The 21,834-nt window shown below is 63.8% G+C and carries 19 protein-coding genes and 3 pseudogenes; 14 read left to right on the plus strand and 8 right to left on the minus strand.

All coding sequences use genetic code 11. The features are described 5' to 3' along the window. Positions 1–10 precede the first annotated feature (10 nt). From AAEQ75_RS09930 to AAEQ75_RS09955, 6 genes are all read left to right on the plus strand, one after another. Positions 11–1,924 (plus strand): ATP-binding cassette domain-containing protein, encoded by a 1,914-nt coding sequence (locus tag AAEQ75_RS09930; protein WP_343352018.1) that lies wholly within the window; start codon positions 11–13, stop codon positions 1,922–1,924. After that, entirely contained in the window at positions 1,924–2,463 is a 540-nt protein-coding gene (locus AAEQ75_RS09935) for a mechanosensitive ion channel family protein (RefSeq protein WP_343352020.1), read from the plus strand. Before AAEQ75_RS09930 ends, AAEQ75_RS09935 begins: the two co-directional genes overlap by 1 nt. A gap of 76 nt (positions 2,464–2,539) precedes the next feature. After that, positions 2,540–3,172: a LysE family transporter gene (locus tag AAEQ75_RS09940; RefSeq protein WP_099524656.1), complete on the plus strand. Its 633-nt coding sequence runs from the start codon at positions 2,540–2,542 to the stop codon at positions 3,170–3,172. 245 nt (positions 3,173–3,417) lie between these two features. Next, complete coding sequence (locus AAEQ75_RS09945) at positions 3,418–5,307, plus strand: cytochrome c/FTR1 family iron permease (protein ID WP_343352022.1); 1,890 nt, start codon at positions 3,418–3,420, stop codon at positions 5,305–5,307. 126 nt (positions 5,308–5,433) lie between these two features. Beyond that, positions 5,434–5,769: an enhanced serine sensitivity protein SseB C-terminal domain-containing protein gene (locus AAEQ75_RS09950; RefSeq protein WP_143507650.1), complete on the plus strand. Its 336-nt coding sequence runs from the start codon at positions 5,434–5,436 to the stop codon at positions 5,767–5,769. A gap of 52 nt (positions 5,770–5,821) precedes the next feature. Then, positions 5,822–6,271, plus strand: a complete 450-nt coding sequence (locus tag AAEQ75_RS09955; protein ID WP_099524651.1) for a YaiI/YqxD family protein — start codon at positions 5,822–5,824, stop codon at positions 6,269–6,271. A gap of 137 nt (positions 6,272–6,408) precedes the next feature. On the opposite strand, the gene AAEQ75_RS09960 is transcribed toward AAEQ75_RS09955, so the two are convergent. Both AAEQ75_RS09960 and elbB read right to left on the minus strand, forming a co-directional pair. Beyond that, complete coding sequence (locus AAEQ75_RS09960) at positions 6,409–6,876, minus strand: thioesterase family protein (protein ID WP_143507649.1); 468 nt, start codon at positions 6,874–6,876, stop codon at positions 6,409–6,411. 242 nt (positions 6,877–7,118) lie between these two features. Further along, a complete protein-coding gene (elbB, locus tag AAEQ75_RS09965; RefSeq protein WP_273257636.1) occupies positions 7,119–7,778 on the minus strand; it encodes an isoprenoid biosynthesis glyoxalase ElbB in 660 nt (219 codons plus the stop codon). A gap of 175 nt (positions 7,779–7,953) precedes the next feature. Here elbB and AAEQ75_RS09970 point away from each other — a divergent pair, with 175 nt between their 5' ends. Further along, complete coding sequence (locus AAEQ75_RS09970; protein ID WP_343352026.1) at positions 7,954–9,228, plus strand: sterol desaturase family protein; 1,275 nt, start codon at positions 7,954–7,956, stop codon at positions 9,226–9,228. An 85-nt stretch (positions 9,229–9,313) separates the two neighbouring features. On the opposite strand, the gene AAEQ75_RS09975 is transcribed toward AAEQ75_RS09970, so the two are convergent. Next, the gene (locus AAEQ75_RS09975) at positions 9,314–9,868 is read right to left on the minus strand and encodes a DedA family protein (RefSeq protein ID WP_212629236.1); all 555 of its coding nucleotides are present in this window, start codon (positions 9,866–9,868) and stop codon (positions 9,314–9,316) included. Between the two features lie 193 nt (positions 9,869–10,061). Between AAEQ75_RS09975 and hemB the strand changes: the two genes are divergently transcribed. Continuing rightward, the gene (gene hemB, locus AAEQ75_RS09980) at positions 10,062–11,075 is read left to right on the plus strand and encodes a porphobilinogen synthase (protein ID WP_343352029.1); all 1,014 of its coding nucleotides are present in this window, start codon (positions 10,062–10,064) and stop codon (positions 11,073–11,075) included. A 19-nt stretch (positions 11,076–11,094) separates the two neighbouring features. Further along, on the plus strand, positions 11,095–13,278 hold the full coding sequence (ppk1, locus tag AAEQ75_RS09985) for a polyphosphate kinase 1 (protein WP_343352031.1): 2,184 nt from the start codon (positions 11,095–11,097) through the stop codon (positions 13,276–13,278). A 361-nt stretch (positions 13,279–13,639) separates the two neighbouring features. On the opposite strand, the gene AAEQ75_RS09990 is transcribed toward ppk1, so the two are convergent. Next, positions 13,640–14,608, minus strand: coding sequence for a helix-turn-helix transcriptional regulator (locus AAEQ75_RS09990; protein ID WP_343352033.1), 969 nt, complete (start codon positions 14,606–14,608; stop codon positions 13,640–13,642). Positions 14,609–14,817: 209 nt separating this feature from the next. Between AAEQ75_RS09990 and AAEQ75_RS09995 the strand changes: the two genes are divergently transcribed. From AAEQ75_RS09995 to AAEQ75_RS10010, 4 genes are all read left to right on the plus strand, one after another. Further along, positions 14,818–16,980, plus strand: a complete 2,163-nt coding sequence (locus tag AAEQ75_RS09995; protein ID WP_430523461.1) for a TonB-dependent siderophore receptor — start codon at positions 14,818–14,820, stop codon at positions 16,978–16,980. A 93-nt stretch (positions 16,981–17,073) separates the two neighbouring features. Further along, positions 17,074–17,373, plus strand: a complete 300-nt coding sequence (locus AAEQ75_RS10000; RefSeq protein ID WP_273257623.1) for a DUF2218 domain-containing protein — start codon at positions 17,074–17,076, stop codon at positions 17,371–17,373. Continuing rightward, positions 17,363–18,076, plus strand: coding sequence for an alpha/beta hydrolase (locus AAEQ75_RS10005; protein ID WP_343352038.1), 714 nt, complete (start codon positions 17,363–17,365; stop codon positions 18,074–18,076). The genes AAEQ75_RS10000 and AAEQ75_RS10005 overlap by 11 nt, the downstream gene beginning before the upstream one ends. A 24-nt stretch (positions 18,077–18,100) precedes the next feature. Beyond that, a complete protein-coding gene (locus AAEQ75_RS10010) occupies positions 18,101–18,244 on the plus strand; it encodes a hypothetical protein (RefSeq protein ID WP_343352040.1) in 144 nt (47 codons plus the stop codon). 174 nt (positions 18,245–18,418) lie between these two features. Here AAEQ75_RS10010 and ppx read toward each other — a convergent pair whose 3' ends face one another. The 4 genes and pseudogenes from ppx to AAEQ75_RS10030 form a co-directional block, all read right to left on the minus strand. Then, on the minus strand, positions 18,419–19,921 hold the full coding sequence (gene ppx, locus AAEQ75_RS10015; RefSeq protein ID WP_343352042.1) for an exopolyphosphatase: 1,503 nt from the start codon (positions 19,919–19,921) through the stop codon (positions 18,419–18,421). A 97-nt stretch (positions 19,922–20,018) separates the two neighbouring features. Then, positions 20,019–20,534, minus strand: coding sequence for an ureidoglycolate lyase (locus AAEQ75_RS10020; RefSeq protein ID WP_343352044.1), 516 nt, complete (start codon positions 20,532–20,534; stop codon positions 20,019–20,021). Continuing rightward, positions 20,531–21,261, minus strand: a pseudogene (locus tag AAEQ75_RS10025) (amino acid ABC transporter ATP-binding protein). The gene AAEQ75_RS10020 and the pseudogene AAEQ75_RS10025 overlap by 4 nt, the downstream one beginning before the upstream one ends. After that, positions 21,248–21,433: pseudogene (locus tag AAEQ75_RS10030) on the minus strand (amino acid ABC transporter permease); the annotation flags it as partial. The pseudogenes AAEQ75_RS10025 and AAEQ75_RS10030, both read right to left, overlap by 14 nt. A 2-nt stretch (positions 21,434–21,435) precedes the next feature. Between AAEQ75_RS10030 and AAEQ75_RS10035 the strand changes: the two are divergent. Next, positions 21,436–21,731 (plus strand): annotated as a pseudogene (locus AAEQ75_RS10035) (FCD domain-containing protein); the annotation flags it as partial. Positions 21,732–21,834: the final 103 nt, after the last annotated feature.

The raw sequence follows: 21,834 nt of genomic DNA on the forward strand, positions 1-21,834 counted from the left end.
CGCCGCCATTATGATCCGACTCCAGAACCTCACTCTACAGCGTGGCCCGCAGCGTCTTCTCGAAGGCGCCGAGCTGACCCTGCACGCCGGCCACAAGGCCGGTCTGATCGGTGCCAATGGCGCCGGTAAATCCAGCCTGTTCGCCCTGTTGCGCGGTGAGCTGACACCTGATGCCGGTGATTGCCTGCTGCCTGGTGACTGGCGTATCGCCCATATGCGCCAGGAGGTCGACACCCTCGATCGGCTGGCGGTGGATTACGTGCTCGACGGCGATCACAACCTGCGCCGCGTGCAGGCCGAACTGGCCGCGGCCGAGCAGAGTCATGATGGCGCCGCCATCGCCCGCCTGCACAGCGAGCTGGATAGCGCCGACGGCTATACCGCCGACGCGCGCGCACGCAAGCTGCTGGCCGGCCTGGGGTTCGAGAATGCGCAGATGGATCGCCGTGTCGGCTACTTCTCCGGTGGCTGGCGCATGCGTCTGAACCTGGCTCAGGCGCTGATGTGTCCGTCCGACCTGCTGCTGCTCGACGAACCGACCAACCACCTGGACCTGGACGCCATTCTCTGGCTGGAGGGCTGGCTGCAAAGCTATCCCGGCACCCTGCTGCTGATTTCCCACGACCGCGACTTTCTCGACGCGGTGGTCGACCACGTCGCCCATGTCGAACAGCGCAAGCTGAATCTCTATCGCGGCGGCTACACGGCTTTCGAGCGTACCCGCGCCGAACGCCTGGCCCAACAGCAGCAGGCCTACGAGAAGCAGCAGGCGCAGCGCGCACACATGGAAAAGTACATCGCCCGCTTCAAGGCCCAGGCCACCAAGGCCCGCCAGGCGCAGAGCCGGATCAAGGCCCTGGAACGCATGGAAGAGCTGAGCGCGGCGCATGTCGACTCACCTTTCGACTTCGTCTTTCGCGAGGCCGACAAGATTTCCACGCCGCTGCTCAGCCTCAGCGAAGGTCGCCTCGGCTACGGCGACAAGACCGTGCTGCAGCAGGTCAAGCTGAGCCTGGTGCCCGGCGCGCGCATTGGCCTGCTCGGCCCCAACGGCGCGGGCAAGTCGACGCTGATCAAGAACCTGTCGGCCGAACTGCAGCCGCTGAGCGGCAGCCTGAGCCGCGGTGAGAACCTGGTGATTGGCTATTTCGCCCAGCACCAGCTCGATTCGCTGGACGACAAAGCCAGCCCGTTGCTGCATTTGCAGCGTTTGGCACCGAGCGAACGCGAGCAGACCCTGCGCGATTTCCTTGGCGGCTTCGACTTCCGTGGGCCGCGTTGCGACGAGCCGGTGGTGAACTTTTCCGGTGGCGAGAAGGCCCGCCTGGCGCTGGCGTTGATCGCCTGGGAAAAGCCCAATCTACTGCTGCTCGACGAACCGACCAACCACCTCGACCTGGAAATGCGCCTGGCCCTGACCATGGCTCTGCAGGAATTTGCCGGCGCCGTGGTGGTGGTCTCGCACGATCGCCATCTGCTCAAGAGCACCACTGACGAGTTCCTGCTGGTCGCTGAAGGCCGCGTGGTGCCATTCGACGGCGATCTGGACGACTATGCGCGCTGGCTGGTCGATTACCGTCAGCGTCAGGCGCCAGCGAGTGCGCCGACCGAGGGTGGCGCGGACAAGACCGACAAGCGCGCCCAGCGCCAGGCTGCTGCGGCGTTGCGCCAGCAACTGGCACCGCACAAGAAGCAGGCGGAAAAGCTCGAACAGGAGCTGGGCAAGGTGCAGGAAAAGCTCGCCGCCGTCGAAACCCAGCTGGGCGACAGCGGTCTGTACGAGGCCGCGCGCAAGGATGAGCTGCGTCAGCGCCTGGCCGAACAGGCACAGCTCAAGACCCGCGAGGCCGAACTTGAGGAAGCCTGGCTGCTGGCGCTGGAAACCCTGGAGGCGTTGCAGCAGCAACTGGAGGAAGCCGAGTGATGGAACAGTTAGATTTGCTGATGGCCTGGCGCGACCCGCTGATTCGCACCGGCCAGGTATTGCTGATCATCCTGCTGGCGTGGGTTGCCCAACGCATTCTGACCCGTGGCATCAGCCGCCTCGGCGCGCGTTACAGCCTGCTGCCGCCAGAAGTGTTGCAGCCGCTGCGGGGGCTGGTGCGCTGGCTGATCATGGGCAGCGCACTGCTCATGGTGCTGGAGCGCCTGGGGGTTTCGGCCACCGTGCTGTGGACGGCGCTGACCGGTTTCACTGCTGTCGCTGCGGTGGCGTTCTTCGCCATCTGGAGCGTGCTGTCGAACATGTTCTGTGCGCTGCTGATCTTCACCATGGGGCCGTTCCGTATCGGCGACACGGTCGAGGTGATCGATAGCGCTGACAAGCCGGGTGTGAAGGGCCGGGTCATCGCCATCAACCTGTTCTACACCACCCTGCAGGACCTCACTGAGGATGCCTCCGGCGCTGTGTTGCAGGTACCCAACAGCCTGTTCTTCCAGAGGTCGGTGCGCCGCTGGCGCTGACCGACTGGTCGAGGCGCTGGAGCAGGAGTAGGCTGTGCTGCTCTTCCCCTGAATTCAGCTTCTCGAGGTACGCATCATGGCATTGGAAACCTGGCTCGCTTTCTTCGTCGCCTGCTGGGTGATCAGCCTGTCGCCGGGTGCCGGTGCCGTGGCCTCGATGTCGGCCGGTATGCAGTATGGCTTCTGGCGCGGCTACTGGAACGCGCTTGGCTTGCAGCTCGGCCTGGCGCTGCAGATCGCCATCGTCGCCGCTGGCGTGGGCGCCATTCTGGCCGCCTCGGCCCTGGCCTTCAGCCTGATCAAGTGGTTCGGCGTGGCCTATCTGGTGTTCCTCGCATACAAGCAGTGGGTCGCGCTGCCCAGCGATCTGGATGCCGGTGCGGCCGAGCGGCCTATTGGCCGGCCACTGACTCTGGTGTTGCGCGGTTTTCTGGTCAACTTCAGCAACCCCAAGGCGATCGTCTTCATGCTCGCGGTACTGCCGCAGTTCATCAATCCGCATGCGCCGCTGCTGGCGCAGTATCTGGTGATGGGCGTGACTATGATCATCGTGGATCTGATCGTCATGGCCGGCTACACCGGGCTCGCTTCGCGCGTCCTGCGCCTGCTGCGCACACCGCGTCAGCAGCGGGTGATGAACCGCAGTTTCGCCGCACTGTTCGCGGCTGCGGCTGGCCTGTTGGCGACGGTCAAGCGCGCGGCAGTCTGAGCCTCGTTCGTATCGCTCAACGCTGGCCGAGCGTTTGCCCGGGATGTTCTGAAAAAGCCATTCATCGCCACTCCCGCGAAGGCGAGCCCAGTTGATTCGCCGATCCTGGGTGCTCGCCTGCGCGTGCAGGACGGGTTTTCAGGTTCCGTTCGGCTGATTGTTACCAGATATTTCAGATTGTTCTTGTGCTTGGTCGTTAGGCAGGCAACAATTTAATGCCACCCATTCTCGTTTGGGATGCATTAATGATCCGCTTTCGTTTCTCCCTTTCCTGGCTGATGCTGCCGTTGCTGGCCTGCCTCAGCTTTCTCGCCGTTGCCGAGCCCCTCGATGGCGCCGCGCAGGCGCTGCATCTGATTGGCTATATCGGTGCTGATTACCCGGCCACCGTTGCCGGTGGCCAGATCGTCGATGCCGGTGAATACCAGGAGCAACTGGAGTTTCTCGACGTTTTGCAGGGCCTGGTCGTGGCCTTGCCGGCTCAAGCTGGCCGTGCCGAGTTGGAGCAGGGCGTGCGCGATCTGCACCAGGCGATTGTCCAGCTCCAACCGGGCGATGAGGTTGCAGGCGCCGCGCGCAAGCTGGGTGCACACCTGGCCGAGCTCTATAAGGTGGCGCAGACCCCCGTGCTGACGCCTGACCCGGAACGCGGTGCGCCGCTCTACGCGCAACATTGCTCGGTGTGCCATGGCGACACCGGCCTGGGCGATGGGCCTGCCGGCATCGGTCTGGAGCCGGCGCCGGCCAATCTGCGTGACGCCGCGCGTCTGGACCGCCTGAGCCTGTACGACCTCTACAACACGCTCGGCCTGGGCATTGAAGGCACCGATATGCCGGCTTTCGCCGATCAGCTCGACGAACGCCAACGTTGGGACTTGGCCGCCTACATCGCCGGCCTCAGCGCCGCGCCGGCACAGGGCCAGACGCGCTTCGCCATGAGTGAGCTGGCAGGGCGCACGCCTGCCGAGATTGCGGCTGCTGGCGGCGATATCGCCGCGTTCCGCGCCCAGCGCGCGCATCCGGTGCTGGAGCAGCGCGGCCCGCAACAATTGATCGGCTACACCCGCTCGACCTTGGAGCGCAGTCTGCAGGCCTACCGCGAGGGTGATCGTGAGCAGGCCTATGACCTCTCCGTCGGCGCCTACCTGGAAGGCTTCGAACTGGTCGAAGGTGCTCTCGACAACCTCGATGCAGTGCAGCGCAAGACCACTGAGCGTGCCCTGATGGCCTACCGCCAGGCGCTGCAGGATGGCGCTGGCGTCGCGCAGGCGGCACAGGCGCTGGAACAGGCCAAGGTGGAGCTGGACAAGTCTGCGGCGCTGCTGGCCGATGGTGCCATGGATGACAGCCTGAGCTTCTTCGCCAGCCTGTTGATTCTGCTGCGCGAGGGGCTCGAGGCGATTCTGGTGCTGGCGGCGATCCTCGCCTTTCTGCGCAATACCGGGCAACAGCAGGCGGTACGCAGCGTGCACATCGGCTGGGGTCTGGCATTGCTGGCCGGTGTCGCGACCTGGGCGGTGGCGGCCTACCTGATCGACATAAGCGGCGCTCAGCGTGAGCTGCTGGAAGGCGCCACGGCGCTGTTCGCCAGCGTGGTGCTGCTATGGGTTGGCGTGTGGATGCATGATCGTCGCCATGCTGCGGCCTGGCAGGATTACATCAAGAGCAGCCTGGTCGGTGGCGGTGGCCGTTTCGGCTTCGCCATGCTGGCGTTCTTCTCGGTGTATCGCGAGCTGTTCGAAGTGATTCTGTTCTACGAAACCCTCTGGCTGCAGGCCGGTCCTGCCGGGCACGGTGCGGTGCTGGCCGGCGCTGCCGCCGCCCTGGTGCTGTTGCTCGGCCTGGCCTGGGTGATCCTGCGTGGCTCGCGCAAGCTGCCGCTGGCCACCTTCTTCGGCATCAATGCGGTGCTGCTGTGCGTGCTGTCCGTGGTCTTCGCCGGTCATGGCGTGGCCGCGTTGCAGGAGGCTGGTGTGCTCGGCACTCGTCCGGTGGCCTTCTTCGAGTTCGACTGGTTGGGCATTCATGCCGATGCCTGGAGCCTGTCGGCGCAGGGCCTGGCGCTGGCCGGTATCGCGCTGCTGTACGGGCGCAGCCTGCTGGGTGAACGGCGCCGCGCAGCAGCTCAGGCCTGAGCCGCTGGAAAAGGCGTGAACGAGGGCGACTTTGCTCGCCCTCTTTGCGCGATAGCGTGAACCGCTGCCACGACAGCGGGTCCCAGTGTACCTAGGCTGGCTCTAATTTCTCTGCCGAGTGCGCGCATGTCTTCCTCGATCCACTCCACTCACTACGCCGACAGTCCTGATCTGGCGTTGGCTGCTCTGCGTCATCCTCCCCTGGAGCAGGCCCTGTCTGCGGCCTGTGCCCAGCTAGCTGTGCGCGAAGCTTTTCTCGCTGCGTTGCGCGATCCGGCCATCGGCCCACAGCCGCGCTTGCTGCTGGCGATTTCTGGTGCCGATGTGTGCGGTCAGCGGCGCCTGGCTGCGCTGGTAGCCGAGCTACTGCCCGATGAAGTGGAACTGGACCTCATCGAGCTGGCCGACGACAACCTGTCGCGCGCCGTGCGTGAGCGCTGCGAGCCTTTCTACAACGCCTGATCGAGTCGTCAGCTGGCATACTGCGCGCTGATTGTTCTGCGGAAGTTGCTGCATGCGCGTATGGATCGACGCCGACGCTTGCCCCCGGGCAGCGCGGGACCAAGTGGTCAAGTTCGCCCTCAAACGAGGCTTCGAAGTGGTGCTGGTGGCCGGTCAGGCCGTCGCCCGGCCGAATTTCGCCTGCGTGAAACTGATCGTGGTGCCCAGCGGGCCGGACGCCGCCGATGATCATTTGGTGGAGCACGCCGTGCCCGGCGAGCTGGTGATCTGCAGTGACGTGCCACTGGCCGACCGTCTGGTGAAGAAGGGTGTGGCTGCGCTCGACCCGCGTGGTCGCGAGTTCGACGAACGCAACATGGGTGAGCGCCTGGCGGTGCGCAATCTGTTCACCGACCTGCGTGAGCAGGGGCAGGTGGGCGGTGGTCAGGCGCCGTATTCGGAAAAGGATCGGCAGGCATTCGCCAACTCGCTGGATCGGATTCTCACACGGCTGAGTCGCTAGCTGCCTCGGCTACCGAGGCAATGACCGTAGGAGCGAGCTCTGCTCGCGAATTTCCTGGGGCAGGGCGCTTCGCGAGAAGAGCTCGCTCCTACAAAGGCATCCGTTCAGACGCACAGTTGTAGCCCGGGCGGCCTCCGTCAGCCGCACAGATAGGTGCCAGTGCCCACCGCCACCAGCACGCCCTCGTCGTTGTGCAGCTCCATACGAATCACCGCCACCTTGTTACCGGCGCGCAACGGCATGGCCGTGGCAGTGAAGCGCTGGCCGCGTCCGGGGCGCAGGTAGTCGATGCGCAGATCAATGGTGCCGAGCTTGGACAGTTTGCTCATGCGCTCGGCTGCCGGCAGGTGCTGGTGGTTGGCGAATGCGCCGATCAGCGCCATGGCGCCGCCACAGACGTCGAGCAGCGAGGAAATCACCCCGCCGTGCAGGATGCCGTGGACGAAGTTGCCGATCAGTTCGGGCTTCATCGGCAGGTGCATGGTCACCCGCTCGGGGCTCAGCTCGTCGAGTTCGATACCGAGCATCTGATTGAAGGGGATGCGCTGAAAGAAACTGGCCACCGCCTGTTGCAGGTCGGGGCTGAGGACGAAGGGCTGGGACATGGCAGGGGCTCCGGGAAATCCTGTTGCCACGCTGCAGTACCGCGCAAGGCTTGGCCAGAGGCAATGCAGGAGTGCCCTGAGTATTGGCCGGATCGGCCTGACTCCTGTGGGAGGATTCGGGCGCGTTCCGCTTCAGCTTCAGTCCACCAATGGTAATCAAGGTGGGCTAAAACGGAACGCCGCCCACCCCATGGGGCCTTGGCGTCAACTCAGGCGCAACGCCACATGCCGACGCCTGAAAATCAGTGGTGCGCCAGTTCCAGTACGCGGTCGACCATCTTGTTGATACCCGATGCCGCCTCGGCGATGGACTGCGCGAGCATATAGGCCGGCGTGGTCACCAGCTTGCGTTGCTCATCCTCGATGATGTCGCTGACCTCGCACTCATGGTGCTCGGCGCCCATCTGGGTCAGGGTGGTGGCGGTGTCGTGATCGGTGCCGATGGTGCACACCACGCCGGCCCCGAAGATTTTCGCCGCCAGTGCCGGCGCTATGCACATCAGGCCGACCGGCTTGCCGGCATCGACGAACGCCTTGCATGCGGCCAGTACGTCCGGCTGCACGGTGCAGCCGGCACCGTTGGTGGCGAAGTCGGAAAGGTTCTTCGCCACGCCGAAGCCGCCAGGTAGGATCAGCGCGTCGAACTCGGCCACATGCAGCTCTTTCACGTCCTTGATCTTGCCGCGGGCAATGCGCGCCGATTCCACCAGGACGTTGCGCGTCTCGTCCATCTCGTCGCCGCTATAGTGATCGACCACGTGCAGCTGCGGCACGTTGGGGGCGAAACACTGGACCTGGGCACCACGCTGGTCGAGGCGCAACAGGGTGATCACGCTTTCATGGATCTCGGCGCCATCGTAGACGCCACAGCCGGACAGAATCACTGCCACTTTCTTGCTCATGCTCGACTCCTGGTGAGGAAAGACGCGACCTTGAAACGGGCGCGGGTGTTACCGATTCCTAGGTTGTCGCCAAATGCCACTCGGGCTGTCATTTGCCGCCGCGAAGCCTGGCGAAGCTGCGCATAGGATGAATAACAGCTCATTCCCGACACAAGTACAACGATACGGCGCAGTCATGAATTACGTTCTCTACGCAGTGCCCTTCTTCTTTTTGCTGATCGCTCTGGAACTGCTCGCAGACCGCTGGCGCGGCATGCATACCTATCGCCTGGCCGATGCGCTCAACAGCCTCAGTGCTGGCGTGCTGTCGCAGGCCACCGGGATTCTCACCAAGGTGGTCGGCCTGCTCACCTATGCCTTCGCCTGGGAGCACCTGGCGTTGGTCGAGTTGTCTGCAAGCAGCCTCTGGGTCTGGATCTTCGCCTTCGTCTTCTACGATTTCTGCTACTACTGGAACCACCGCCTGGGCCACGAGCGCAATGTGCTGTGGGCTGCGCATGCCGTGCACCATCAAAGCGAGGACTACAACCTCTCCACTGCGTTACGGCAAACCAGCACCGGTTTCATCTTCGGCTGGATCTTCTACCTGCCGATGGCCGTGGTTGGTGTGCCGCCGCTGGTCTTTCTCACTGTCGCAGCCCTGAACCTGCTCTATCAGTTCTGGGTGCATACCCGCCACATTCCCAAGCTGGGCTGGTTCGAGTGGTTGTTCATCACGCCATCCAACCATCGGGTTCACCATGCGCAGAATCCTATCTACATGGATCGCAATTACGGCGGTGTGTTCATTGTCTGGGACCGAATTTTCGGCACATTCCAGGAGGAGCTCGACGAGGAACCGGTGATCTTCGGCGTAACCGTACCGCTGGCCAGCTGGAACCCCCTGTGGGCCAACCTGCAGGTCTACGCCGGGCTGTGGCGCGACGCCAGGCGCGCCAGCTCCTGGTGGGACCGCCTGCGTATCTGGTTCATGCCAACGGGGTGGCGCCCGGCCGACGTGGCGGCGCGCTATCCGCAAGCCAAGGCGGACCTGAGCAACTTCCGCAAGTTCGATGTGCCGCTGGCACGTGGCGCGCAGATTTACGCGTTGCTGCAGTTCGTCTGTTACCTGCTAGCCGGCGTATGGCTGCTGGCGCAGGGCGATGCGCTTTCGATCAGTGCGGTGCTGCTGGCCTGCCTGTGGATGGCCCTGGGCCTGTGCAGCATCGGCATGTGGCTGGAGAACCGCAGCAATGCCTGGCGGCTGGAGTGCCTGCGTCTGATGAGTAACCTGCCGGTATTCTGGTTGGCCGGTGAGCTCGGCATGCTGGGGCTCGATGCCAGCGCCTGGGTCTGGCTGAGCGCCTACGGTCTGCTCAGCATGCTTGGATTATGGCTGGTGCCGCGTGTAGGGCGGACCGGAACGCCGGCCGCTCGTAGCGAAGCGAACAGTCCGCACATTGGTGCATGACCTGATATCCACATGAGTCGTGAAGCTGCAGCGGCGTACTGCCTGCGGCGAGCGGATCGCCGCCCGGTACGCCCTACGCGCTGGTTCAGCCACGCCGGCGCTGACGCCACCGGTTTAGCCAGGCGAGGGCCAGTAGCAGTACCACCGCGGCGAGCAGGATGACCTGATAGTTGCGCAGCTCTTCCAGCAGACCGCCCATGGCGTTGCCCAGACTGTAGGCCAGCAGGCTGATGCCGCCGGCCCAGACGCCAGCGCCGATGGCATCGAGCAGCAGATAACGGCGCCAGGAATAGCCGGACAGGCCGATGGTCAGCGGCATCACCGTGCGCAAACCATAGAGGAAGCGGAAACACAGGACCCACAGGTCCGGATAACGCCTGATCAGCGCGCTGGCGCGTTCGCCCAGCGGTTGCCAGCGTGGTTTGCGTGCCAGCAGCGCGCGGCCATGGCGACGGCCGAGGTAGTACCACAGCTGATCGCTGGCGAAGGTGCCGAGGAAGGCGCACAGCGCCACCCATTCGATCTCCAACACGTTGCGCACGGCCATGTAGGCCGCCAGCAGCAAGGACACCTCACCCTCGAGGAAGGTGCCCAGTACCAATGCCGGATAACCGAACTGGCGGATCAGATCTTGGAGCATGCCGTGCGCTCGATGTGGGGGTGCTGAAGACTACTCTGACCGCGAGGAACCCGGAAGGTGGCGCGTCATGCCACAATGCGCGACTGGCTGTGCGACTCGCCGTCGCACGCGGTCATTTGACCGTCATCATTTGGTCATAATGGTCGCTTATAACCGTCACACTGGCCCGCCCGAGCGGGCTTTGGAGTCTGCCGTGAGCGTTACCCCCGCCAATCGTCTGTTCCCCGCCACCCGTCTGCGTCGCAATCGCCGCGACGATTTTTCCCGTCGCCTGGTGCGCGAGAATCGCCTGAGCGTCGATGATCTGATTCTGCCGGTGTTCGTCCTCGACGGCGAAAACCGCCGTGAAGCCGTGCCGTCGATGCCGGGCGTCGAGCGCCTGTCCATTGATCTGCTGCTCAAGGAAGCCGAGCATTGGGTCGAGCTGGGCATTCCGGCGCTGGCACTGTTCCCGGTCACGCCGCTGGAGAAGAAGTCCCTGGATGGGGCGGAAGCCTGGAACCCGGACGGTATCGCCCAGCGCGCGATCCGCGCCCTGCGTGAAAAATTCCCCGAGCTTGGGGTGATCAGTGACGTGGCCCTCGACCCCTTCACCACTCACGGCCAGGACGGCATTCTCGACGACTCCGGCTACGTGCAGAACGACATCACCGTCGATGCGCTGGTCAAGCAGGCACTGTCGCATGCCGAGGCTGGTGCCCAGGTGGTGGCGCCGTCGGACATGATGGATGGCCGCGTGCAGGCGATCCGCGAGGCACTGGAGCTGGCCGATCACGTCAATGTGCGCATCATGGCCTACTCGGCCAAGTACGCCAGCGCCTACTACGGTCCGTTCCGCGATGCGGTGGGCTCGGCCGCCAACCTCGGCAAGGGCAACAAGCTCGGTTACCAGATGGACCCGGCCAACAGTAACGAGGCGCTGCACGAAGTGGCCGCCGACCTGGCCGAAGGTGCCGACATGGTCATGGTCAAGCCTGGCATGCCCTATCTGGACATCCTCTGGCGCGTGAAGGATGCCTACAAGGTGCCGACCTTCGTCTATCAGGTCAGTGGTGAGTATGCCATGCACATGGCGGCGATCCAGAACGGCTGGCTCAGCGAGGCCGTGATACTGGAATCGCTCACCGCCTTCAAACGTGCCGGTGCCGATGGCATCCTCACCTATTTCGCCGTACGGGCGGCAGAACTGCTAAAACAAGAGCGATGACGCTCTCAGGAACCCAGCGATGAACAGCGAAGGACTCAACAGCGAAGTGCTCGACAGCAACCCGCCTCAGGCCGAGGTGGTCGCCGAGACGCCAGTGGTGGAAACCCCGCCGCCGGCGCCGATTCCCAGCCTGGATGACAGCAGCCTGTACATCCACCGTGAACTGTCGCAACTGCAGTTCAATATCCGGGTGCTGGAGCAGGCGCTGGATGAGTCCTATCCGCTGCTCGAACGTCTGAAGTTCCTGCTGATTTTCTCCAGCAACCTCGACGAATTCTTCGAGATCCGCGTCGCCGGCCTGAAGAAGCAGATCAATTTCGCCCGTGAACAGGCCGGTGCCGACGGCCTGCAGCCGCACCAGGCGCTGGCGCGCATCAGCGAACTGGTGCACGAGCAGGTCGAGCGACAGTACGCCATTCTCAACGACACGCTGTTCCCGGCGCTGGCCAAGCACAACATCAACTTCATCCGCCGGCGGTTCTGGACCACCAAGCTCAAGGCCTGGGTACGCCGCTACTTCCGCGACGAGATCGCGCCGATCATCACGCCCATCGGCCTCGACCCGACGCACCCCTTCCCGCTGCTGGTGAACAAGAGCCTGAACTTCATCGTCGAACTTGAGGGCGTCGATGCCTTCGGTCGCGACTCCGGTCTGGCCATCATCCCGGCGCCACGCCTGCTGCCGCGTATCATCAAGGTGCCGGAAGACGTCGGCGGCCCCGGCGACAACTACGTGTTCCTGTCGTCGATGATCCACGCCCACGCCGATGACCTGTTCCAGGGCATGAAGGTCAAGGGCTGCTACCAGTTCCGCCTGACCCGTAACGCCGACCTGTCGGTGGATACCGAGGACGTCGAAGACCTGGCCCGCGCCCTGCGCGGCGAACTGTTCAGCCGTCGCTATGGCGATGCGGTGCGCCTGGAGGTGGTCGACACCTGCCCGAAACACCTACGCGATCACCTGCTCAAGCAATTCGGCCTGACCGAGAGCGAGTTGTACCAGGTCAACGGCCCGGTCAACCTGACCCGGCTGTTCAGCATCACCGGCCTGGATAACCACCCGGAGCTGCAGTACGCGCCGTTCACTCCGGTGATCCCCAAGCTGCTGCAGAACGCCGAGAACATCTTCAGCGTGGTCAGTAAGCAGGACATCCTCCTGCTGCACCCCTTCGAGTCCTTCACCCCGGTGGTGGACCTGTTGCGCCAGGCGGCGAAAGACCCGCACGTGCTGGCGATCAAGCAGACCCTGTATCGCTCCGGCGCCAATTCGGAGATCGTCGACGCGCTGGTGGAAGCCGCGCGTAACGGCAAGGAAGTCACCGCGGTGATCGAGCTGCGTGCGCGCTTCGACGAAGAGTCCAACCTGGCCCTGGCCAGCCGTCTGCAGGCTGCCGGTGCGGTGGTGATTTATGGCGTGGTCGGCTTCAAGACTCACGCCAAGATGATGCTCATCCTGCGCCGCGAGAACGGCGAGATCGTCCGCTATGCACACTTGGGCACCGGCAACTACCACGCCGGCAACGCCAAGCTGTACACCGACTACAGCCTGCTCACCGCCGACGTGGCTCTGGGCGAGGACGTGTCGAAGCTGTTCAGCCAGCTGATTGGCATGGGCAAGACCCTGCGCATGAAGAAACTGCTGCACGCGCCCTTCACCCTGAAGAAGACCCTGCTCGACCTGATCGCCAAGGAAACCGCAGCTGCAGCCGAAGGCAAGCCGGCGCACATCATCGCCAAGTTCAACTCGCTGACCGACCCCAAGGTGATCCGCGCGCTGTACAAGGCCAGCCAGACCGGGGTGAAGATTGACCTGGTGGTGCGCGGCATGTGCTGCCTGCGCCCGGGTATCGCCGGGGTGTCGCACAACATCCAGGTGCGCTCGATCATCGGGCGCTTCCTCGAGCATACGCGGGTGTTCTACTTCCTCAATGGCGGTGACGAGAAGATCTACCTGTCCAGCGCCGACTGGATGGAGCGTAACCTCGACAAGCGCGTGGAGACCTGCTTTCCGGTAGAGGGCAAGAAGCTGATCATGCGCGTGAAGAAGGAACTGGAAAGCTACCTGACCGACAACACCCAGGCCTGGGTGCTGCAGCCGGACGGCCGCTACCTGCGTCAGCAGCCCACCGGCAACCAGAACCCGCGTAGCGCACAGTCCGGTCTGCTGGAAAAGCTCACGGCCCCGGTCGTCGTTGCTCGATAAAAGCGGCTGCTTGCAGCCCCTGATGACCCTCTCCTGCTTGCGGGAGAGGGTGCCCGAAGGGCGGGAGAGGGCTTTGAGGGCCGCGGGAAGCACTGCTTCCTGCGCCGATGAGCGCCCAATCGCTAGCCCTCTCCCCCGGCCCCTCTCCCGCAAGCGGGAGAGGGGAGAAAGCAGCCCGGCCGCATGTTTCGTAGGGTGCGCTGCCCCCTACACCGATTTGCGGCCGCAGTCCCTTACCTCTACGGGCACAGGGAAAACCGGCAGCTTTGCGGTATTCTCAGCCCTCCCCCGTGAATGGGAGAGGAGCAAGACCAGAGCCTTGCCTTCCGCCTTTTCCCGCCTTTCACGGGCTACGCTATCCCTACAACCGTGCCCGCACCTGCTTCGGGCTGATGCCGAACGCACGCTTGAACGCCGTGGAGAAGTTGGCGGCGCTGCTGTAGCCGGCGATCCAGGCGGCCTGGCCGACACTCACGCCCTGACGCTCCAGCGCCTCACGCGCCTGTTGCAGCTTGCGCTGGCGCTGATACTCGAACAGCGAGGTGCCCTTGGCCGCCTGGAACTGACGCTGCAGGGTGCTGGCGCAGCAGCCGACCTCGTGTGCGATATCTTCCAGTGACCAGCCATCGGCCTCGCCGCTGTGCAGCAGTTCCAGGGTGCGGCGGATGCGCTGGTGCTCGTGCGGGCGCAGATTCGGCACTGCCTGAGTCGGTTGCCGGGTCATCAGGCTCAACGCTTCGCCGGCGATCTCCAGGGCACGGCTTTCCAGGTAGAGATTTTCCAGCAGGCGATTGCCGCAGCCGGGATGCAGTACCTGTTCGGCCAGCGTCAGCAGGCGTGGCGACGGTTGCCAGCGCATTACATTGAGTGGCCGGTAATTGCCCTGCAGCAACGCCTTCAGCTGCGCCTGGCCATCGAAGCCGCTCGATTCGAACCACTCCGACGCCACGCTCACCGAGACCTTGCGGATGCGCTGGCCACGGCGTGCGCGACGGGCAAACAGCATCGGCTCGTTGAGCGCGATGGTCACTCCCTCGCCAGCAGTGCCGGATGTACCGAAGGTGAAGGGCCGACCGTCGTAGCTGACCTCGCTGCGCCCTTGCAGAAAGAGGATGAAATTCAGGTGAGGGCGCGCTTCGGTCTGGGTGGCGAAGTCCTGCAGCTCCTGGCAGTCCGAGCAGTGCAGCGACAGGCCGCTGCGCAGCCTGCGCCAGCTCAGGTGACCCTGGAACAGACGGTCGCGCGTGCGCTCGCCGTCCACCAGGCGAATGCGTTCATCGGCCAGGTTGGCCAGTTCTGCGGCGCGGACGATGGGAGCGTGGCTGGTCATCGATGACACCTCTGCATGCCTCTGGCGCAAAGAACAAATCCCCGCGCACAAACCTCTTGTTACAAACAGGGTGGCAGACTACGCCTCGCTATTTATTGATGTAAATCATTCGCATTGAATATTGTGCCGGCGCATCATGCCGTGCACATCGGGGAGGGGGCATGTACCTGCAAACGCGTCATCATTCACTCAAACCCTTGGCCATCGCCATGCTGCTGGTTGTGCCGGTATTGGCAGCGGCTTCCGAGGAGCCGTTGCAACTGCAGTCCACCGAGGTGCTTGGCACCGCGCAGGAGGAGCTCAAGCAGGCGCTTGGCGTATCGGTGATCACCGCCGAGGACATCCAGAAAGCGCCACCGGCGAACGACATCGCCGAGATCATTCGCAAGCAGCCGGGCGTCAACTTGACCGGCAACAGCGGTTCGGGCGCGCGTGGCAACAACCGCCAGATCGATATCCGCGGCATGGGTCCGGAGAACACCCTGATCCTGATCGATGGTAAGCCGGTGAGTTCACGCAATGCCGTGCGCTATGGCTGGCGCGGTGACCGCGACACCCGCGGCGATACCAACTGGGTGCCGGCCGAGCAGATCGAGCGCATCGAAGTGCTGCGCGGCCCGGCCGCTGCGCGCTATGGCAGCGGCGCTGCCGGTGGCGTGGTCAACATCATCACCAAGCAGGCCGGCCTGGAGCATCACGGCAACCTTAGCCTGTACGCCAACATGCCGCAGCACAGCGAGGAAGGCGCCACCCGGCGTTTCAACTTCGGCCTCAGCGGCCCGCTGGCGGAGAACATTTCCTATCGCGTCTACGGCAACCTGAACAAGACCGACTCGGACGACGCGGACATCAACGAAGGCCGCGCCGTCAGCACCAGCAACGCCGCGCTGGCGGGCCGCGAAGGCGTGCGCAACCGCGATGTCGACGGCACTCTGAGCTGGCGCCTGGACGAATCGCAGACCCTCGACCTGCAGGCCGGCTTCAGTCGCCAGGGCAACATCTACACCGGCGACAGTATGAACAACCTGAGCAGCAACGCAGGGATCAACAGCGCGCGCGCCGATTGGATTGGCCGTGAAACCAATCGCATGCTGCGCAACACCTACGCCATCACTCATCACGGCGACTGGGACTTCGGTAGCACGCTGAACTACCTGCAATACGAGCGCACGCGCAACAACCGCCTCAAGGAAGGCCTGGCCGGCGGTCCTGAAGGTGCTATCAATGGTAACGAGTTCGGCACCATCGAACTGCAAAGTCTGACCGCGCACAGTGAAGTCAGCCTGCCGCTGACAGCCCTGTTCGAGCAGGTGCTGACCCTTGGCGCCGAGTGGAACGAGCAACGCATGGAGGATGGTGTGTCCGATCTCGCCGCGATCCAGAGCATCGGCTATCCGACTCGTTTCGCCGGCAACATCGCCATGCGCACCGCATCGCTGTTCGTCGAGGACAATATCGAACTGCGCCCGGGCACCATGCTTACGCCAGGGCTGCGCTACGACCACAACAGCATCAGCGGCAGCAACTGGAGCCCATCGCTCAACCTGTCGCATCGCCTGGACGATAATTTCACCCTCAAGGCCGGTATCGCCCGCGCCTACAAAGTACCCAATCTGTATCAGAGCAACCCGTCCTATGCGCTCTACAGTAACGGCATCGGTTGCTGGGATTTCGTCGCCGGAGGCCCCGGCTGCTTCCTGGTGGGCAACGAGAATCTTGAGGCGGAAACCAGCGTCAACAAGGAGCTTGGTCTGGAGTTCGAGTCTGGTGAATATCAGGCCAGCCTGACTTGGTTCCGCAACGATTACCGCGACAAGGTCGAGGCCGGCCGCGTTCCGGTCGGTACGGTGGACTTCACGCAGGGCAGCGCTACCCGAGTGGCCAACGTGTTCCAGTGGAGCAACATTCCGCGTGCGGTGGTCGAGGGCTTCGAGGGCAACCTGAAGATGCCGCTGGCAAGCAGCCTGAGCTGGAACACCAACTTCACTTGGATGCTGCAATCGAAGAACAAGGAGACCGGCGAGCCGCTGTCGATCATCCCCGAGTTCACCGTCAACTCGACGCTGGACTGGCAGGTCAGCGACCCGCTGTCGTTGCAGACCACAGTGACCTGGTATGGCCGGCAGACGCCGGGCAAGTACGACTATCAGGGCAACGTGCTGACGGGCGACGCGCGCCGCGAAATTTCGCCCTACGCCCTGGTCGGCATCGGTGGCAACTATGCTATCGACAAGAACTGGAGCGTCGGTGCCGGAATCAGCAACCTGTTCGACAAGCGCCTGTACCGCGAGGGCAATAGCCGCGAGGCCGGCGCCTACACCTACAACGAACCGGGGCGCACCTTTTACGCCAGCATCAGCACCAGCTTCTGAGCGGGCGAGGGAGTGGTTCAAGCCACTCCCTCGCCCTTGCGACAACCACGACAGAAGCGGGCCCACCCGCCACCACCTGATGAGCCTTACTGCATGATTCGATTTCAAGGTACCGCGACCACCGCTTCGGCCTCGCTGTATATGACCAGGCTGTGCAAGCACTTTCGCCACAAGATCGCCGTGGAGTTCGACGAGCGCAGTGCCGATGCGCAATTTCCCTTTGGCCGCTGTCTGATGCACGCTGAAACCGATGCGCTGCATTTCGACTGTCAGGCCGACGATGCCGAGGCCGCCGCGCGCATCCGTTTCGTCCTCGACGATCATCTGGTGCGTTTCGCCCGCAAGGAGGGCCTGGCGGTCATCTGGAGCGAAGAGGCCAGCGATGAGAGCTAGCGTTGCCCTGTTCGTCCTGGCGCTGTGCGCGTCGCTCGGCGTAGCCGCCAAAAGCTGGCAGCCGGCGACGCTGGTGCAGGCCGAGATGCGCGAGCTGCATTCGCGGCACACCGGGCGCAGCTATCGACTGTATCTGTCGAAACCACAAGGTGAGGCGCCACCGCAGGGTTACCCGGTGGTCTATGTGCTCGATGCCGAGCTGTTCTTCCCGCTGCTGGCGCAGCAGGCGCTGATGTATACGCCGCACGCGGCGCGTGACGGGCGCGAGGCGGTGCTGGTGGTTGGCATCGGCTATCCGGGGGATGCGCCTTTCGACATTCCGGCGCGGGCCGAGGACTACACGCCGCCAGCGCCGAACCTCGGCGATAGCCATGCCCGCGAGGGCGGCGCCGAACGGTTTCTGGACTTTATCGAGGGTGAGGTCAAACCCTTGGTGGCGTCACGCTACAGGGTCGACACACGGCGCCAGACCCTGTTCGGCCACTCCTACGGCGGCCTGTTCACGCTCTACACCTTGCTGTCACGGCCACAGGCGTTCCAGCGCTACGTTGCTGCCAGCCTGTCGTTGTGGTGGCACCGGCGCTACGCCTTCGATCTTTTGGAGACCTTCGCCAGTCAGGAGCCGCGTCCAAACGTTCGCCTGATGCTCAGTGTCGGTGCGGCCGAGCAGCCGGCGGCCGATGCGCCGCTGCTGGATGCGTGACAAAAACACCTGGCCGAGCGGCGCATGGTCGATAACACTCGGGAATTTCAGCAGCGCCTCAGCGTGCTGGGCGTGAATGCGCAATTGCTGCTGACGCCTGGCGAGGATCACGCCGGCAACGCCTTCGTCAGCAGCCTGCAGGTGCTGGATTTCGCGCTGCAGCGCTAGGGCGGGTGATGGCGGTTTTCACCTGTCCTACGGCACTCCCGAATCAACGCACGCTCAATGTCAGCCGGGTGGGCTTTAGCCCACACTGACTGCGTTGGAGGGCTGAAACGGATCGCCGCCCGGCCCACCCGACGAGCTATCCCACCTGTAGGGTGCGCCGCGCCCACCGCCTGATCAGCGCACGCTCAGGGTCAGGTCGATGCGCTTGAGCCACTCGGCTTCGGCTTCGAAGTCCGCCAAGGTCAGCGGGTTGGCGGCCAGCCAGCCTTCGGGGAAGACGATCTCCAGGCTGTTGTCGTCGACCTTGAACTGCACCTCGGGCATGCTCTGCGTGCCGCGAATATGGTGAAAGAGGATGGCGAAGCGCAGCAGCACGCACAGGCGCATCAGCTTGATGCCTTCCTCGCCGAAGTCGGCGAACTTGTCCTTGGGAATGTTGCGCCGGTGGCCACGCACCAGCAGGGCGAGCATCTGCTGATCCTGGCGGGAGAAACCGGCCAGGTCCGAGTGCTCGATCAGGTAGGCACCGTGCTTGTGATACTGATAGTGAGCGATATCCAGGCCCACCTCGTGCACCTTGGCGCCCCAGCTCAACAGCTCGCGGTGCCAGACATCGGTCAGCCCCCAGTCACTGGCGACCTTGTCCAGTGCCGACAGCGCCTTGGCCTCGACCCGGGCGGCCTGGTCGGTATCGACGTGGTAGCGCTCCATGAACGCCGCCAGCGTGCGTTCGCGGACGTCTTCATGCTGATGACGGCCGAGCAGATCGTACAGCACGCCCTCACGCAGAGCACCTTCGGAGTGGCTCATGCGCTGGATGTCGCAGGCATCGAAGATGGCTTCGAGAATCGCCAAGCCGGCGGGGAAGATACCGCGGCGATCCGGTTTGATGCCGTCGAGGTCGATCTTCTCCACCTCGCCGAGCTTGAACAGCTTGCGCTTGAGCCAGGCCAGGCCCTCGACCGTGACCTCGCCATTGCCCAGGCCGGCGGCCTTGGTCGCCAGACCGATGGCCTTGATGGTGCCGGAGGCGCCGACGGCGTCTTCCCAGCCGAGACGGCGCAAGCCCTGCTCGATGCCCATCAGCTCCAGGCGCGCGGCGGTGTAGGCCTGGGCGTAGCGCGCCGGGGTGATCTTGCCGTCCTTGAAATAACGCTGGGTGAAGCTGACGCAGCCCATTTGCAAGCTCTCGCGCAGCAGTGGCTCGAAACGCTGGCCGATGATGAACTCGGTACTGCCGCCGCCAATGTCGGCGACCAAACGCTTGCCGGGGGTGTCGGCGATGCTGTGGGACACGCCGAGGTAGATCAGGCGAGCTTCTTCACGGCCGGAAATCACCTCGACCTGATGGCCGAGAATTTCCTCGGCGCGGCGGATGAACACCGCGCGGTTGCGCGCCTCACGCAGGGCATTGGTGCCGACGATGCGTACAGCGCCTTCCGGCAGTGTGTTGGTGAATTGGGCGAAACGACGCAGGCAATCCAGGCCGCGCTGCATCGCCTCTTCGCTGAGCTGGCGCTCGTCGTCCAGGCCCGCTGCCAGCTGGACCTTGTCGCCGAGGCGCTCGAGGATGCGGATTTCATGATTGTCGGCCTTGGCCAGCACCATATGGAAGCTGTTCGAGCCCAGGTCGATGGCGGCGATCAGGGGAAAACTCTCGGCAGGGGCTTGGGGCATGATTGCGGCATCTCGTTCGATTTCCGCGCATCCTGCCACGACTGAGCGCATGAGCCAACGCATTCGGATGTCGCACGAAACTGGTCTAGACCTGTGGTTATCGCAGGTTCAGCACGCTCAGCGGCTGTTTTAGAAGCTGCTCGTCGCAGTTGTGACCCTCGCCGCCGCGGTCCACCACCAGGAAGCGTCCAGGGTGTTGCAGGCAGAGTAACGGATGATGCCAGGTACCGCGCGCGTAGTTCACGCCCTGATCCGGCGCACTGATGAAGGCGCGGATTTTCGACTCGTCCAGTTCGCCAGGCGGGGCGCCGACGATCAGCATGCGCCCGCCGTCCACCGGGTAGAACGCCTGGCTGCCCAGCGGGTGGCGTTCGAGCATGCGGACTTCGATAGGTGCATGCCAGGCCTGACCCTCGAACAGATTGATCAGGGTGCGTGGCGCTTCACCGGCCAACTCCACCTGTGCCAGGTCGTGGTAGCGGGTGGTGGTGCCGGCGTTGATCGGGAAGGCCTGCGCTCCGGCCGCTTCGATCACATCACCGAAAGGCGCGAAGGCTTCGCGGGTCAGCGGCTCGACGCGCAGCGGCAGCGGCAGTGGCACTGGCGCGTTCACAGGTTCACCGAGCCGATGAAGTTGCGCAGTTCTTCCGTGCGTGGTGCGGCGAACAGCGCCTTGGGGTCGCCGATTTCATGCACCTTGCCATGGTGCATGAACACCAGCTTGTTACCCACTTCGCGGGCGAAGCGCATCTCGTGGGTGACCATGATCAGGGTCATGCCCTCGCTGGCCAGTTGTTGACCACCGCCAGCACCTCATTGACCAGCTCCGGGTCGAGCGCCGAGGTGATCTCGTCGCACCGCAGCACCTTGGGCGACATGGCCGGGGCGCGGGCGATGGCTACGCGCTGCTGCTGGCCGCCGGACAGGCGCTCGGGGTAGGCGTCGAACTTCTCCGCTAGGCCTACCCGCTCGAGTATCTGCCGGGCGATCTGCTCGGCTTCGGCGCGCGGTGTTTTCTTCACCACCTGCGGCGCCAGCATGACGTTCTCGCCGACGGTCAGGTGCGGGAACAGGTTGAACTGCTGAAACACCATGCCGACTTTCTGCCGCAAGCTGCGCAGGTCGGCGCGGGCGGCGTCGAGGTATTCGCCGTCGACTTCGATCACGCCGTCATTGATCGACTCCAGGCCGTTGAGGGTGCGCAGGAAGGTGCTCTTGCCCGAGCCGCTGCGACCGATGATGGCGACCACTTCGCCTTCCTCGACCTTGAGGTCGATGCCTTTAAGCACGTGATTGTCGCCGTAGTACTTGTGCAGGGCGACGACATTAAGCAGCGACATTCAGCCTCCTTTCCAGGCGATAGGCAGCGAGTGAGAGCGGGTAGCAGAGCAGGAAGTAGCCGAGGGCGACGAAGGCGTAGACCATGAACGGCTCGAAGGTAGCGTTGGCCGGCATGCTGCCGGTCTTGGTCAGCTCGGTGAAACCGATGATCGAGGTCACCGCGGTGCCCTTGCGAGCTGCGTGCGGGCGATTTCGAGCAAGCCAACCGTCTGGATTTCGAATTTCACCAGCGTATTCTCGTTGCCAGCGGCAATCAGGCAATGTGTGCCCTGGTGACGTCCAGCGCGGAGATCTTTCTGGACAGTCAAAAGCTGCCGTTCATCCGTCCGGAGCGGGCGCAGGAAACCTGGCAGGAGCATCGCAAGATTCTCAAGTCACTGGCGCCGGGCCGGCACAGAAGGCCATGCAGCAGCATATTCGCGCGGCTGCGCTGCGTACCGGCATCGCCTTCATCACCTTGAGTGATTGAAACTATTGAGTGGCTCAATCGCCAGTGCCTTTCGGTGTCACGCAAGCCGGGCTATGATGGCGCCACTTTTTGGTTGCCTGCCATCCTTGGCGGTAACCCTTCG

This window comes from Pseudomonas sediminis, from assembly GCF_039555755.1.
Lineage (GTDB): Bacteria > Pseudomonadota > Gammaproteobacteria > Pseudomonadales > Pseudomonadaceae > Aquipseudomonas > Aquipseudomonas mendocina_D.